At 41.1% G+C, this 13,154-nt stretch carries 15 protein-coding genes; 8 read left to right on the top strand and 7 right to left on the bottom strand.

Features of this window, described 5'->3' with window-relative positions; all coding sequences use genetic code 11:
• The 3 genes from SORDD25_RS01390 to radC form a co-directional block, all read left to right on the top strand.
• Nucleotides 1-368: formate--tetrahydrofolate ligase (locus tag SORDD25_RS01390; protein ID WP_153014478.1), on the top strand; the 368-nt coding region annotated here is incomplete at its 5' end.
• A gap of 202 nt (nt 369-570) precedes the next feature.
• On the top strand, nt 571-2,862 hold the full coding sequence (pcrA, locus tag SORDD25_RS01385) for a DNA helicase PcrA (protein ID WP_061852343.1): 2,292 nt from the start codon (nt 571-573) through the stop codon (nt 2,860-2,862).
• A gap of 42 nt (nt 2,863-2,904) precedes the next feature.
• Nucleotides 2,905-3,585 (top strand): RadC family protein, encoded by a 681-nt coding sequence (gene radC / locus SORDD25_RS01380; protein ID WP_000286939.1) that lies wholly within the window; start codon nt 2,905-2,907, stop codon nt 3,583-3,585.
• On the opposite strand, the gene SORDD25_RS01375 is transcribed toward radC, so the two are convergent.
• The 7 genes from SORDD25_RS01375 to SORDD25_RS01345 all read right to left on the bottom strand — a co-directional run bounded on the left by SORDD25_RS01375 (nt 3,582) and on the right by SORDD25_RS01345 (nt 8,350).
• The gene (locus SORDD25_RS01375; RefSeq protein ID WP_061852342.1) at nt 3,582-4,271 is read right to left on the bottom strand and encodes a gamma-glutamyl-gamma-aminobutyrate hydrolase family protein; all 690 of its coding nucleotides are present in this window, start codon (nt 4,269-4,271) and stop codon (nt 3,582-3,584) included. The genes radC and SORDD25_RS01375 overlap by 4 nt on opposite strands.
• A gap of 15 nt (nt 4,272-4,286) precedes the next feature.
• Complete coding sequence (locus SORDD25_RS01370) at nt 4,287-4,928, bottom strand: redox-sensing transcriptional repressor Rex (protein ID WP_000653412.1); 642 nt, start codon at nt 4,926-4,928, stop codon at nt 4,287-4,289.
• An 82-nt stretch (nt 4,929-5,010) separates the two neighbouring features.
• Entirely contained in the window at nt 5,011-5,226 is a 216-nt protein-coding gene (locus SORDD25_RS01365; protein ID WP_000286093.1) for a DUF4649 family protein, read from the bottom strand.
• Between the two features lie 6 nt (nt 5,227-5,232).
• Nucleotides 5,233-5,580, bottom strand: coding sequence for a DUF1831 domain-containing protein (locus tag SORDD25_RS01360; RefSeq protein ID WP_000863522.1), 348 nt, complete (start codon nt 5,578-5,580; stop codon nt 5,233-5,235).
• Between the two features lie 4 nt (nt 5,581-5,584).
• On the bottom strand, nt 5,585-6,700 hold the full coding sequence (locus SORDD25_RS01355) for a cysteine desulfurase family protein (protein ID WP_061852341.1): 1,116 nt from the start codon (nt 6,698-6,700) through the stop codon (nt 5,585-5,587).
• Nucleotides 6,701-6,709: 9 nt separating this feature from the next.
• Nucleotides 6,710-7,669: a ribose-phosphate diphosphokinase gene (locus SORDD25_RS01350; RefSeq protein WP_001283843.1), complete on the bottom strand. Its 960-nt coding sequence runs from the start codon at nt 7,667-7,669 to the stop codon at nt 6,710-6,712.
• A gap of 111 nt (nt 7,670-7,780) precedes the next feature.
• Entirely contained in the window at nt 7,781-8,350 is a 570-nt protein-coding gene (locus SORDD25_RS01345; RefSeq protein WP_061852340.1) for a CYTH domain-containing protein, read from the bottom strand.
• Between the two features lie 128 nt (nt 8,351-8,478).
• Between SORDD25_RS01345 and yjbM the strand changes: the two genes are divergently transcribed.
• The 5 genes from yjbM (at nt 8,479) to mutY (ending at nt 13,106) form a co-directional block, all read left to right on the top strand.
• Nucleotides 8,479-9,150, top strand: a complete 672-nt coding sequence (yjbM, locus tag SORDD25_RS01340; RefSeq protein ID WP_000151556.1) for a GTP diphosphokinase — start codon at nt 8,479-8,481, stop codon at nt 9,148-9,150.
• On the top strand, nt 9,134-9,952 hold the full coding sequence (locus tag SORDD25_RS01335) for an NAD kinase (protein WP_000799063.1): 819 nt from the start codon (nt 9,134-9,136) through the stop codon (nt 9,950-9,952). The genes yjbM and SORDD25_RS01335 overlap by 17 nt, the downstream gene beginning before the upstream one ends.
• Nucleotides 9,949-10,845, top strand: a complete 897-nt coding sequence (locus tag SORDD25_RS01330) for an RluA family pseudouridine synthase (protein ID WP_061852339.1) — start codon at nt 9,949-9,951, stop codon at nt 10,843-10,845. Before SORDD25_RS01335 ends, SORDD25_RS01330 begins: the two co-directional genes overlap by 4 nt.
• A 43-nt stretch (nt 10,846-10,888) precedes the next feature.
• The gene (pta, locus tag SORDD25_RS01325) at nt 10,889-11,863 is read left to right on the top strand and encodes a phosphate acetyltransferase (RefSeq protein WP_049484120.1); all 975 of its coding nucleotides are present in this window, start codon (nt 10,889-10,891) and stop codon (nt 11,861-11,863) included.
• An 82-nt stretch (nt 11,864-11,945) separates the two neighbouring features.
• Nucleotides 11,946-13,106, top strand: coding sequence for an A/G-specific adenine glycosylase (gene mutY / locus SORDD25_RS01320; RefSeq protein ID WP_061852338.1), 1,161 nt, complete (start codon nt 11,946-11,948; stop codon nt 13,104-13,106).
• Nucleotides 13,107-13,154 lie beyond the last annotated feature (48 nt).

Here is a 13,154-nt window from a genome sequence, read left to right as displayed (position 1 = left end):
AACGTTTGCATGACAATGACCTTTCTGTTCAAGAAAAGATTGAAAAGATTGTTACTGAAATCTACCGTGGTAGCAAAGTCAACTTTGAAAAGAAAGCTCAAACGCAAATTGCCCAAATCGTTCAGAATGGTTGGGACAAATTGCCAATCTGTATGGCTAAGACTCAGTACAGTTTCTCAGACAATCCAAATGCACTTGGAGCCCCAGAAAACTTTGAAATTACCATTCGTGAATTGGTACCAAAATTAGGTGCAGGCTTTATCGTTGCTCTAACTGGTGATGTTATGACCATGCCAGGACTTCCAAAACGTCCAGCAGCTCTCAACATGGATGTTGAAAGTGATGGAACCGTTCTAGGATTGTTCTAAGATTTAGATGATATTAAAAGAGTTTGGAAATGCTATCCAAGCTCTTTTTCCTGTCAAAGAATAACCTCAACTTCATTTGAAAAATACATGTTTTGTAAGCACTGATGAAAATTTGGCTTGTCAAAGTGTTCTCTGTAAAGTTTCTATTTTCCCTGATTTCTGATATAATAGAAACATTGACTTCAAGAGTAAGGAAGAGAAAATGAACGCATTATTGAATGGAATGAATGACCGTCAGGCTGAGGCGGTGCAAACGACAGAAGGTCCCTTGTTAATCATGGCGGGGGCTGGTTCTGGAAAGACTCGTGTTTTGACCCACCGTATTGCTTATTTGATTGATGAAAAAATGGTCAATCCTTGGAATATTTTGGCCATTACCTTTACCAACAAGGCGGCGCGTGAGATGAAAGAGCGTGCTTATGGTCTTAATCCAGCTACTCAGGACTGTCTGATTGCGACCTTTCACTCCATGTGTGTTCGTATTCTGCGTCGTGATGCAGATCATATCGGCTACAATCGTAATTTCACTATTGTAGATCCTGGTGAACAGCGAACCCTCATGAAACGAATCCTCAAGCAATTAAACTTGGACCCTAAAAAATGGAATGAACGAACCATTTTGGGGACTATTTCCAATGCTAAGAATGACTTGATTGATGATGTGGCTTATGCTGCCCAAGCTGGAGATATGTACACGCAAATCGTGGCCCAGTGTTACACAGCCTATCAAAAAGAGCTTCGTCAGTCTGAGTCCCTTGACTTTGATGATTTGATTATGTTGACCTTGCGTCTTTTTGATCAAAATCCTGATGTCTTGACCTACTACCAGCAGAAGTTCCAATACATTCACGTGGATGAGTACCAAGATACCAACCATGCCCAGTATCAATTGGTCAAACTCTTGGCTTCACGCTTTAAAAACATCTGTGTGGTCGGTGATGCGGACCAGTCTATCTACGGTTGGCGTGGTGCGGATATGCAAAATATCTTAGATTTTGAGAAAGATTATCCTCAAGCCAAGGTTGTCTTGTTAGAAGAAAACTATCGCTCAACCAAAACCATTCTCCAAGCCGCCAATGATGTCATTAAAAATAATAAAAATCGTCGTCCTAAGAATCTCTGGACTCAGAATGCTGATGGGGAGCAGATTATTTACTATCGTGCAAATGACGAGCAAGATGAAGCTGTTTTTGTAGCCAAAACCATCGATGAACTTGGTCGCAGTCAAAACTTCCTCCACAAGGATTTTGCAGTTCTTTATCGGACTAATGCGCAATCTCGTACTATTGAGGAGGCCCTGCTTAAGTCCAATATTCCTTATACTATGGTTGGTGGTACCAAGTTCTACAGCCGTAAGGAAATTCGCGATATTATTGCCTACCTTAATCTTATTGCTAATTTGAGTGACAATATCAGTTTTGAGCGTATTATCAACGAGCCTAAACGTGGAATTGGGCCAGGTACTGTTGAGAAAATTCGCGACTTTGCTAACCTACAAGAGATGTCCATGCTAGACGCTTCAGCCAATATCATGTTATCAGGAATCAAGGGTAAGGCAGCTCAGTCTATTTGGGATTTTTCCAATATGATTTTGGATTTGCGGGAGCAACTGGACCAATTAAGCATTACAGAGCTGGTTGAGGCGGTTCTAGAAAAAACAGGTTATATCGATATTCTCAATGCCCAAGCGACCTTGGAAAGCAAGGCAAGGGTTGAAAATATCGAAGAGTTCCTATCTGTTACCAAGAACTTTGATGACAATCCTGATAGTCAAGAAGAAGAAACAGGTTTGGATAAACTCAGTCGTTTCTTGAATGACTTAGCCTTGATTGCGGATACGGATTCAGGCAGTCAGGAGACATCTGAAGTAACCTTGATGACCCTCCATGCAGCGAAAGGACTCGAGTTCCCAGTTGTCTTAATCATTGGGATGGAGGAAAATGTATTTCCGCTTAGCCGTGCGGCTGAAGATCCAGATGAGCTAGAAGAGGAACGCCGTTTGGCCTATGTAGGTATCACGCGCGCAGAAAAGATCCTCTATCTGACCAATGCCAACTCACGCTTGCTTTTCGGTCGTACAAATTATAACCGTCCAACACGTTTCATCAATGAAATCAGTTCGGACTTGCTTGAGTATCAAGGTTTGGCTCAACCAGCGAATACTAGCTTTAAGGCATCTTATAGCAGTGGTGGGATTGCTTTCGGTCAAGGTATGAGCTTAGCTCAAGCGCTTCAAGAACGGAAACGCAATGCTGCACCAAGTTCTATCCAGTCAAGTGGTCTTCCGTTTGGACAGTTTGCAACTGGTGCAAAATCAGCGTCTAGTGATACAAGCTGGTCTATTGGTGATATTGCTCTCCACAAGAAATGGGGAGAGGGAACGGTCCTAGAAGTTTCGGGTAGTGGAGATACTCAGGAATTGAAAATCAATTTCCCAGAAGTGGGGCTGAAAAAACTCTTAGCCAGTGTTGCCCCAATTGAGAAAAAAATCTAATTTTCCATCCTTCTCACGAATAATAAAGTGAGGAGGATTTTTATGTACAGTATTTCATTCCAAGAAGATTCACTCTTGCCTAGAGAAAGACTAGTTAAAGAGGGAGTAGAGGCTCTGAGCAATCAAGAATTACTAGCTATTCTGCTCAGAACAGGAACACGTCAGGCCAATGTTTTTGAAATTGCTCAGAAAGTCTTGAATAGTCTTAACAGTCTAACCGATTTGAAAAAAATGACCCTGCAGGAATTGCAGAGTCTGTCTGGTATAGGGCGAATAAAAGCCATTGAACTACAAGCAGTGATTGAACTGGGACACCGCATTCACAAACATGAAACCCTTGAGATGGAAAGTATTCTCAGTAGTCAAAAGCTAGCCAAGAAAATGCAACAGGAACTTGGCGACAAAAAACAAGAGCACCTAGTGGCGCTCTATCTCAATACTCAAAATCAAATCATTCATCAGCAGACCATTTTCATCGGCTCTGCGACACGTAGTATTGCTGAACCGAGAGAAATCCTTCACTATGCATTGAAGCATATGGCAACCTCGGTGATTCTCGTTCACAATCATCCATCTGGTGCTGTATCTCCTAGTCGAAACGACGACCATGTCACTAAGCTAGTCAAGGAAGCCTGTGAACTGATGGGAATTGTTTTCTTGGACCATTTGATTGTATCGCACTCGGATTACTTTAGTTACCGTGAAAAGACGGATTTGATTTAGAGTTCGTTAACAACATAGTCAAATAGCGTTTTATCTTTGGGGCGATTTTCAAATAAAAATTCAGGATGCCATTGAACACCAAGATAAGGGAAACCGTCCGTAGTTGTCACAGCCTCAATGATTCCATCTTTAGGATCATGTGCTACAACCTTAAGATTTGAAGCTAGATCTTTAATGCTCTGGTGGTGGAAGGAGTTGATATGAGAGATTTCTCCATAGATTTCTCGGAGAATCGTATCAGGTTCCGTTACGAGGCGTTGGGTCGTGTATTCGGCTGAACAGTCCTGCCAATGATCCTCGATATCTTGGTGTAGCGTGCCTCCCATGGCGACATTGAAAAGTTGAGTACCCCGACAAACAGAGAAAATTGGTTTCTTTTGCTTAATCGCTTCTTTGATAAGTGCTAGTTCAAAAATATCTCTTTGAAGGTGGTAGTCATCACTATCAATAGCCTTTGGTTCACCATAGTATTTTGGATCAACATTTTGCCCACCCGTCAGGATGAGCTTATCAATGATACTGATGTAATAGGCAGCCATTTCTTGATCACCAATCGGTAGGATGATTGGAATTCCGCCAGCGTCTTTGACTCCTTCAACAAAGCCCTTTGCTACATAGCACATCATGATGTCATCATCTGGATGAGCTTTTTCATTTCCTGTAATCCCAATAACTGGTTTTTTCATAAATGCTTTCGCTTTCTAATCCTCTTTACGCATAAAATAGAGGAGAGTTTGGAGTTCGCTTGTTAAATCGACATACTGAACGACCACATCTTTTGGGAGGTGAAGGTGGACAGGGGAAAAGCTGAGAATACCTTTTATACCTGCATCAACCAAAAGATTGGCAACTTCTTGTGATTGAACACTTGGAACTGTTAGGATAGCAGTTTTGACATCTGCTTCTTTGATTTTTTCTTTAATCTGTGAGATACCATAGATTGGAATCCCATCAGGTGTCTGGCTTCCAACTTCTGGATGGTCATCTAGGTCAAAGCCCATGATAATTTTCATCTTGTTACGCTCGTGGAAGCGGTAGTGGAGAAGGGCATGTCCCATATTTCCGATTCCAACCAACATAACATTAGTAATTGAGTTATCATTTAGGAGATCAGCAAAAAAATTCATCAATTTTTTGACATCGTAACCAAAACCACGACGACCTAGTTCACCAAAGTAGGAAAAATCACGACGGACGGTCGCAGAATCGATACCGATAGCCTCTGCAATTTGCTTGGAGTTGGCACGTTCGATTTTTTCTGCATGAAATCTCTTGAAAATTCTATAGTAGAGAGAGAGTCTTTTTGCTGTTGCTTTTGGAATAGCAGACTGTTTATCTTTCACAAAATCACAACCTTTCTATTCTTCTATTTTATAGAAACATTGTGAAAAAATCAACAAAAACAAGAAAAAACTAAGAAATTTCTTAGTTTTTATCTGAAAAATGAGCTTGCGATAGAAAACGATAGAGGTCGCCAACCAATCCTTGATAAATCACCTTATCATTCAGCGTTAAGGAGCTGATTAGGAGAGTATCAGGTAGGGTCACACAGCCAGATAGAGATAACATGAGCTCTTCGTAATCCTTATATTCAAGTGTACGTTCTACGTGATAGTTATCTTGATAGGTAAGTCGATACATAGTCAATTATCTTTCTTCTTTAGTGAAGATACCGCGTTCTACTAAACTGTCCATGAGGAAGTAGAATTTTTCCTGATGAATGTGGTGGTCTTCTGATTTAAAGATATTAACTAAACGAAGACCTGACTTGTCAGTAATGTTGAGTTTAGCACCTGTAAGGTCTTTATTGATGATGATTTTTAGCTTGAAGCCTTCACCACTGTTGGGTACTTTTTCAAGTAGACGAGTCAGTTCGAAGTTTCCAACTTTTGTTTCAAAAAAAGTATTATCTTTCAGTGTGAACTTTTTGACAGTTGGGCTAAGTGTGTAGTCGTAGCGGCAGTTTTGTAGTTTAATGGTTTTTTCGAATGCCATTAGATTAATCTCCAATAATATTTTTTAAGGTTTGTGCGAGTTGTTTCAGTTCATCCTCAGTGTTAAGAGGAGAGAGACTGATACGGACAGATTCTTTCAAACGATGTGAATCTGGTCCATAAAATGCTTCAAGCACATGACTGGTTTGCACAATACCAGCAGTACAAGCTGAACCGGTAGAAATTGAAATTCCTTCAAGGTCTAACCGTAGCAAGAGCAAATCATTTTTTTGACCAGGAAAGCCAATGTTGACAATATAAGGTAGTTGGTGGTTGCTTTCATTGAGATAGTATTCGAGACCTGCAATTTCTTCTAAAAAAGCAGATTTGAGCGCGCTTAGTTTTTGGTAATGCTCAACTTGGTCATTTAAATCCTCTTTGAGAGCAGCGACCATGCCTACAATGGCAGCGAGATTTTCTGTTCCAGCCCGTTTTTTTTGTTCTTGATCACCACCATGAAGATAGGAGTCAAAGTCCCCAGTCGAAGCGTAAAGGAAGCCGACACCTTTTGGTCCATGGAATTTGTGGGCAGAAGCGCTGAGGAAATCAATTCCCAATTCCTCGGGATGGATAGGAATTTTTCCGATAGCTTGAACAGAATCTACATGATAAGCAGCAGGATGGTCTTTTAAAATATGTCCAATCTCAGCGATAGGTAAGAGACTTCCTGTTTCATTATTAGCATACATGGTAGAAACGAGAATGGTATCGTCACGTAAGGCTTCTTGAATTTGCTGGGCAGTTATTTCTTGATTTACTGGTTGGATAATGGTCACTTCAAAGCCAAAATGTTGCACCAGGTAATCGATGGTTTCAAGCACAGAATGGTGTTCAATAGCTGTCGTGATGATATGTTTTCCACGTTCTTGATGACGGAGACAATAGCCAATGATGGCTGTATTGTTACTTTCTGTACCACCAGACGTAAAAAAGATATGTTGAGGTTTGGTTCCTAGTAAGTGGGCTAAGTCTTGACGAGCTTCACGCAAGAGTTTGCCAGCCTGCCGACCATGACTATGAATACTAGAAGGATTACCATGAGTTTCTTGCATGACCTTGGTCATTTCAGAAATAGCTACTGCTGACATAGGAGTCGTAGCAGCATTGTCCAAATAAATCAAAGAATCACCTTATTTCTTTTTGTTGTAAGCAAAGAGTGGGCTGACTGGTTTTCTTTCATGGATGCGGACGATAGCATCACCGATTAATTCGCTAGCAGTAATGTAACATACATTTTCTGGAGTTCGTTCTTTGGTTGCTACTGAGTCTGTCACGAGGATTTCTTTGATGTTTGTAGCGTCAAGGAGGTCTGCTGCACCTTCAACAAATAAACCGTGACTGGATACTGCATAAATCTCAGTTGCGCCTTCACGTTCAACGATTTTAGCTGCTTCAGAGAAAGTACGACCAGTATTTAGGATATCGTCAATCAAGATAGCCTTCTTGCCTTCAACATCCCCAATGATATAGCCTTCGTTACGATCAGAATCGTCTTGGGCGTAGTCAATGATAGCGATAGGAGCATCAAGGTATTCAGCCAAACTACGTGCACGTTTAACACCAGAGTTCTTTGGACTGACAACAACAACATCAGAGCCAAGAAGTCCTTTATCACAGTAGTGCTTAGCAAATAGAGGAACAGTATAAAGATTGTCTACAGGAATGTCAAAGAAACCTTGGACCTGAACAGCATGGAGGTCAAGCGTTAGGACACGGCTTACACCAGCTTTGACAAGCATATTGGCAACTAGTTTTGCAGTGAGGGGTTCGCGAGAAGAAGCGATACGATCCTGACGAGCATAACCAAAGTAAGGAAGGACAACGTTGATACTATGAGCACTTGCACGTACACAAGCATCAACCATGATCAACAACTCCATCAAGTGGTTGCTAACGGGGTAACTGGTTGACTGGATGATGTAGACATCGTAACCACGGACACTTTCTTCAATGTTGACCTGGATTTCGCCGTCAGAAAATTGACGAGAGGATAATTTCCCGAGAGGTACACCAACTGTATCCGCAATCTTTTGAGCGATTTCATGGTTAGAGTTTAGGGTGAAAAGTTTCATGTTGTTTCTATCTGACATTATAGACCGTCCTCTGTAAACTTTGTGAATCTTCTTTGAGAAAGTTTTGTTTTTCAAAGCCAGATTCTTTTATTTTTATCTTTACTATTTTACCAAAAAATGGAGATTATTTCAGTATTTTTTCATGCTTTTAATAAAACGAATTAATTTTGATGGAGCCTTCTGATAAGTTATCTGATTTTCATCCAAAAATCTCTGAAAATCGGCTTTCCCTTTTTCATGGTCGGTGACTTCAAGCTCGAGTTCATAGTCCGTTTGGTCAAAGTAATGACTTTCATCTAAGGCCATTAAGCCAATCTCAGTTTTCATTTCATAACGAAGGGTGGAAAGGCAGCCTAGAACAAGCCAGTCATGGCTTTCGATGTCAACCTTAGCGAGCTTCTCTAGAACGAGCCCTTGAGGTAGTTTTTGTTTTCCTAGGTACGATTCAGCTTCTGGAAGAGTTAGTTTCTGGTTGTATTCCATATTTCCTACAGTTTGAGGCACTTTTAAGGTCAATTCCGCCCAATCTGCAAAAGTGCGAATGCGCATGGCAACCTTCTTTTCACGCAATTGGAAATCTGGTGTGTCAATGTAGTAGTTCTTCTGAAGAACGGGTTGGATATGGGAAAACTGTTTTTTTAGATGATCATATCCCTCTTTTTTCAGAAGTGTTTTCAATTCTATTTCTAAATGTTTCATTTTTTCAACCTTTTCTATATCTTTGAAAGCGATTTATGGTATAATGGACAATGTATTTATTGTATACGAATGTACTGAAAAAATCAAAGATTTTCGACAGAGCAATCAAACATTACAAGGGAGAAAGTATGACCATAGAATGGGAAGAATTTTTAGATCCTTACATTCAGGCTGTTGGTGAATTGAAGATTAAACTTCGGGGAATTCGCAAACAGTATCGTAAGCAAAACAAGCATTCTCCGATTGAGTTTGTAACGGGTCGGGTAAAACCGATTGAAAGTATTAAAGAAAAAATGGCTCGTCGAGGAATTACTTATGCAAGTCTAGAACATGATCTGCAAGATATTGCTGGTTTACGTGTCATGGTTCAGTTTGTTGATGACGTTAAAGAAGTAGTTGAGATTCTACGTAAACGCCAAGATATGAGAGTCGTTCAAGAACGAGATTATATCACTCATCGTAAGGCTTCGGGTTATCGTTCTTATCACGTGGTTGTCGAGTATACGGTTGATACGATCAACGGGGCTAAGACGATTTTGGCGGAAATTCAAATACGGACGTTAGCCATGAATTTCTGGGCTACGATAGAACACTCGCTCAATTATAAATACCAAGGTGATTTTCCAGAAGAAATCAGGACAAGATTGGAAATTACAGCGAAAATAGCTCATCAGCTAGATGAAGAAATGGGTAAGATTCGTGACGATATTCAGGAAGCGCAGGCTCTCTTTGATCCATTGAGCAGAAAATTAAATGATGGTGTAGGAAATAGTGACGATACAGATGAAGAATACAGGTAAACGAGTTGACCTCATAGCAAATAGAAAACCGCAAAGTCAGAAGGTTTTGCATGAGCTGAGGGAAAAACTCAAGAAACAACATTTTATACTGAACGATACCAATCCCGACATCGTCATTTCTATTGGTGGCGACGGGATGCTTTTGTCTGCCTTTCACAAGTATGAGAATCAGTTAGACAAGGTTCGATTTGTAGGTGTTCATACAGGACATTTGGGATTTTACACAGACTATCGTGATTTTGAGTTGGATCAGTTGGTGACCAATCTTTTACTAGATACTGGTGCCAAAGTTTCTTATCCAGTCTTGAATGTCAAGGTAACGCTTGAAAATGGAGAAGTGAAAATCTTCCGAGCCTTAAATGAAGCGAGTATCCGTCGATCAGACCGCACCATGGTGGCAGATATCATCATTAACCATGTTCCGTTCGAGAGATTTCGTGGAGATGGAGTGACTGTTTCAACGCCGACGGGTAGTACTGCCTACAACAAGTCCTTGGGTGGAGCTGTCTTGCATCCGACCATTGAAGCCTTGCAGTTGACGGAGATAGCGAGTCTTAACAATCGAGTCTACCGCACTTTGGGATCATCAATCATTATTCCCAAAAAGGATAAGATTGAACTCTTGCCGACACGCAATGATTACCACACGATATCAGTCGATAACAGCGTTTATTCATTCCGTAATATTGAACGGATTGAGTATCAAATCGACCATCATAAGATTCACTTCGTAGCGACTCCAAGTCACACTAGTTTCTGGAATCGTGTCAAAGATGCCTTCATCGGCGAGGTGGATGAATGAGGTTCGAATTTATCGCAGATGAGCATGTCAAAGTCAAGACCTTCCTCAAGAAACACGAGGTTTCTAAGGGACTTCTGGCTAAGATTAAGTTTCGAGGTGGGGCTATTTTGGTCAATGGCCAACCTCAAAATGCAATCCATCTCTTAGATATTGGAGATAGGGTTACCATCGATATTCCAGCTGAGGAAGGCTTTGAAAGTCTTGAAGCAATTGAGCGTCAACTGGATATCCTCTATGAGGATGACCATTTTTTGGTTTTGAATAAACCTTATGGAGTAGCATCCATCCCCAGTGTCAATCATTCCAATACCATTGCCAATTTTATCAAGGGCTACTATGTTAAACAGGAATATGAAAATCAGCAAGTTCACATCGTGACTAGGCTTGATAGAGATACTTCTGGTTTGATGCTTTTTGCCAAGCACGGCTACGCTCATGCACGTTTAGACAAGCAGTTGCAACGAAAGTCTATCGAAAAACGTTACTTTGCTTTGGTTAAAGGAGCTGGTGTCTTGGAGCCTGAAGGGGAGATTATTGCCCCGATTGCGCGTGATGTGGACTCCATTATCACGAGACGGGTTGCCAAAGGTGGGAAATACGCCCATACATCTTACAAAGTTGTCGCGTCTTATGGAAATATTCACCTAGTCGATATTCGTCTTCATACTGGGCGAACTCATCAGATACGAGTGCATTTTTCTCACATCGGTTTTCCTTTGTTGGGAGACGATTTGTATGGTGGTAGTCTGGATGACGGTATCCAACGTCAAGCTCTGCATTGCCATTATTTATCTTTTTATCATCCTTTTCTAGAGCAAGATTTGCAATTAGAAAGCCGCTTGCCGGATGATTTCAGCAATCTTATTACTCAGTTATCAACTAATACTCTTTAAAAACAATTTGGAGTATAATTTATTTTCTTAAAGGAGAAAACTCATGGAAGTTTTTGAAAGTCTCAAAGCCAACCTGGTTGGCAAAAATGCTCGTATCGTTCTCCCTGAAGGGGAAGAGCCACGTATTCTTCAAGCGACAAAACGCTTGGTAAAAGAAACAGAAGTAATCCCTGTTTTGCTTGGAAATCCTGAAAAAATTAAAATTTATCTTGAAATTGAAGGAATCATGGATGGTTATGAAGTCATTGACCCTCAACACTATCCTCGATTTGAAGAAATGGTTGCTGCTTTAGTAGAGCGTCGTAAGGGCAAAATGACTGAAGAAGAAGCGCGCAAAGTTTTGGTTGAAGATGTCAACTACTTTGGTGTGATGCTAGTCTACTTGGGCTTGGTTGACGGTATGGTATCTGGTGCGATTCACTCAACTGCTTCAACAGTTCGCCCAGCCCTACAAATCATTAAAACTCGACCAAACGTAACTCGTACTTCAGGTGCCTTCCTCATGGTACGCGGTACGGAACGTTACCTATTTGGAGACTGTGCCATTAATATCAATCCAGATGCGGAAGCCTTGGCTGAAATTGCCATCAACTCAGCAATCACAGCTAAGATGTTTGGTATTGAACCTAAAATTGCTATGCTAAGCTATTCTACTAAAGGTTCAGGTTTTGGTGAAAGTGTTGATAAGGTTGTTGAAGCAACTAAAATTGCTCACGACTTGCGTCCCGACCTTGAGATTGATGGTGAGTTGCAATTTGACGCTGCCTTTGTTCCTGAAACTGCAGCTCTTAAAGCTCCAGGAAGTAATGTAGCTGGTCAAGCAAATGTTTTTGTCTTCCCAGGTATCGAAGCCGGAAATATTGGGTACAAGATGGCAGAACGTCTCGGTGGTTTTGCGGCTGTAGGACCTGTTTTGCAAGGTTTGAACAAACCTGTTAACGACCTTTCTCGTGGATGTAATGCAGATGATGTGTACAAGTTGACCCTTATCACAGCAGCTCAAGCAGTTCATCAATAAGATTTAGTCCTCTTTCCCATGGGAAGAGGCTTTTTAGTACTGAGAGAAGGACAGTTAGAGTCTTCTGTGTTATACTAGAGATATGTTAGATTTGAAAGAATACGGTATCGTCATGTGGCCGGAGGAGAAGATTATTTCTTTTCGTGAAAAACTCCTCAATTGGTATGATGAAAACAAGCGAGATTTACCTTGGAGGAGAAGTAAAAATCCTTATCACATCTGGGTATCTGAAATCATGCTCCAGCAGACTAGAGTGGATACAGTTATTCCATACTACGAACGATTCTTGGACTGGTTTCCAACAGTTGAAAGTCTGGCCAATGCCCCTGAAGAACGTTTGTTGAAGGCTTGGGAGGGATTGGGCTATTATTCTCGAGTGCGCAATATGCAGACTGCAGCTCAGCAGATTATGACTGACTTTGGGGGACAATTTCCAAACACTTATGAAGGAATATCTTGCCTGAAAGGGATTGGCCCTTATACTGCGGGAGCTATTTCCAGTATTGCTTTTAATTTGCCTGAGCCAGCGGTTGATGGCAATGTCATGCGAGTTTTAGCACGCTTGTTTGAGGTAAATTATGATATCGGAGTTCCCAGCAATCGCAAGATTTTCCAAGCTATTATGGAAATCTTGATTGACCCGAAACGACCAGGTGACTTTAACCAAGCTCTGATGGACTTGGGCTCTGATATAGAGTCTCCGGTTAACCCTCGACCAGAAGAAAGTCCTGTTAAGGAATTTAGCGCAGCCTATCAGAATGGCACCATGGGTCGTTATCCGATTAAAGAATCCAAGAAAAAGCCTCTCCCAATTTATCTCAAGGCCTTAGTTGTACGCAATGACCGTGGTCAATATCTACTTGAGAAAAACGAAAGCGAGAAACTGTTAGCTGGTTTTTGGCACTTCCCCCTGATCGAAGTTGACGATTTCTCTAGCGGTGATAATCAACTAGATCTCTTTTCACAAGTCAAAGAGGAAAGCAGAGCGTTTGGACCAAGCCCTCAAGAAAGCTTTGAGCAGGATTATGACTTAGAAGTTGATTGGTCCCATCAAGTATTTGACCAAGTCAAGCATGTATTTAGTCATCGGAAATGGCATATTCAAATCCAAGCTGGTCAAGTGACGGAAACAAAACAGTTTTCGGACAGAGAAATTCGTTGGGTTTCTCCTCAGGAGTTTTCTGATTATCCACTTGCGAAACCTCAACAAAAAATTTGGCAGACTTATAAAAACAACTCTTGAAGATGAAGGCTTACAGTAGCCATTTGTGCCTTCTTTGCATTTTTTTGT

Origin of the sequence: Streptococcus oralis (genome assembly GCF_001579525.1) — a bacterium.
Lineage (GTDB): Bacteria > Bacillota > Bacilli > Lactobacillales > Streptococcaceae > Streptococcus > Streptococcus oralis_M.
Note: the sequence above shows the minus strand (reverse complement) of the source record. Positions and strands in the feature narration are given on the sequence as shown.

What these genes read in the sequence shown, in the direction of transcription:
- pcrA (WP_061852343.1), top strand. Translation starts at nt 571, where the DNA reads ATGAACGCATTATTGAATGGAATGAATGACCGTCAGGCTGAGGCGGTG.
- SORDD25_RS01360 (WP_000863522.1), bottom strand. Translation starts at nt 5,580, where the DNA reads ATGGCATTCGAAAAAACCATTAAACTACAAAACTGCCGCTACGACTAC.
- mutY (WP_061852338.1), top strand. Translation starts at nt 11,946, where the DNA reads ATGTTAGATTTGAAAGAATACGGTATCGTCATGTGGCCGGAGGAGAAG.
- pta (WP_049484120.1), top strand. Translation starts at nt 10,889, where the DNA reads ATGGAAGTTTTTGAAAGTCTCAAAGCCAACCTGGTTGGCAAAAATGCT.
- SORDD25_RS01365 (WP_000286093.1), bottom strand. Translation starts at nt 5,226, where the DNA reads ATGTATCGACTTACCTATCAAGATAACTATCACGTAGAACGTACACTT.
- yjbM (WP_000151556.1), top strand. Translation starts at nt 8,479, where the DNA reads ATGACCATAGAATGGGAAGAATTTTTAGATCCTTACATTCAGGCTGTT.
- radC (WP_000286939.1), top strand. Translation starts at nt 2,905, where the DNA reads ATGTACAGTATTTCATTCCAAGAAGATTCACTCTTGCCTAGAGAAAGA.
- SORDD25_RS01330 (WP_061852339.1), top strand. Translation starts at nt 9,949, where the DNA reads ATGAGGTTCGAATTTATCGCAGATGAGCATGTCAAAGTCAAGACCTTC.
- SORDD25_RS01350 (WP_001283843.1), bottom strand. Translation starts at nt 7,669, where the DNA reads ATGTCAGATAGAAACAACATGAAACTTTTCACCCTAAACTCTAACCAT.
- SORDD25_RS01375 (WP_061852342.1), bottom strand. Translation starts at nt 4,271, where the DNA reads ATGAAAAAACCAGTTATTGGGATTACAGGAAATGAAAAAGCTCATCCA.
- SORDD25_RS01335 (WP_000799063.1), top strand. Translation starts at nt 9,134, where the DNA reads ATGAAGAATACAGGTAAACGAGTTGACCTCATAGCAAATAGAAAACCG.
- SORDD25_RS01345 (WP_061852340.1), bottom strand. Translation starts at nt 8,350, where the DNA reads ATGAAACATTTAGAAATAGAATTGAAAACACTTCTGAAAAAAGAGGGA.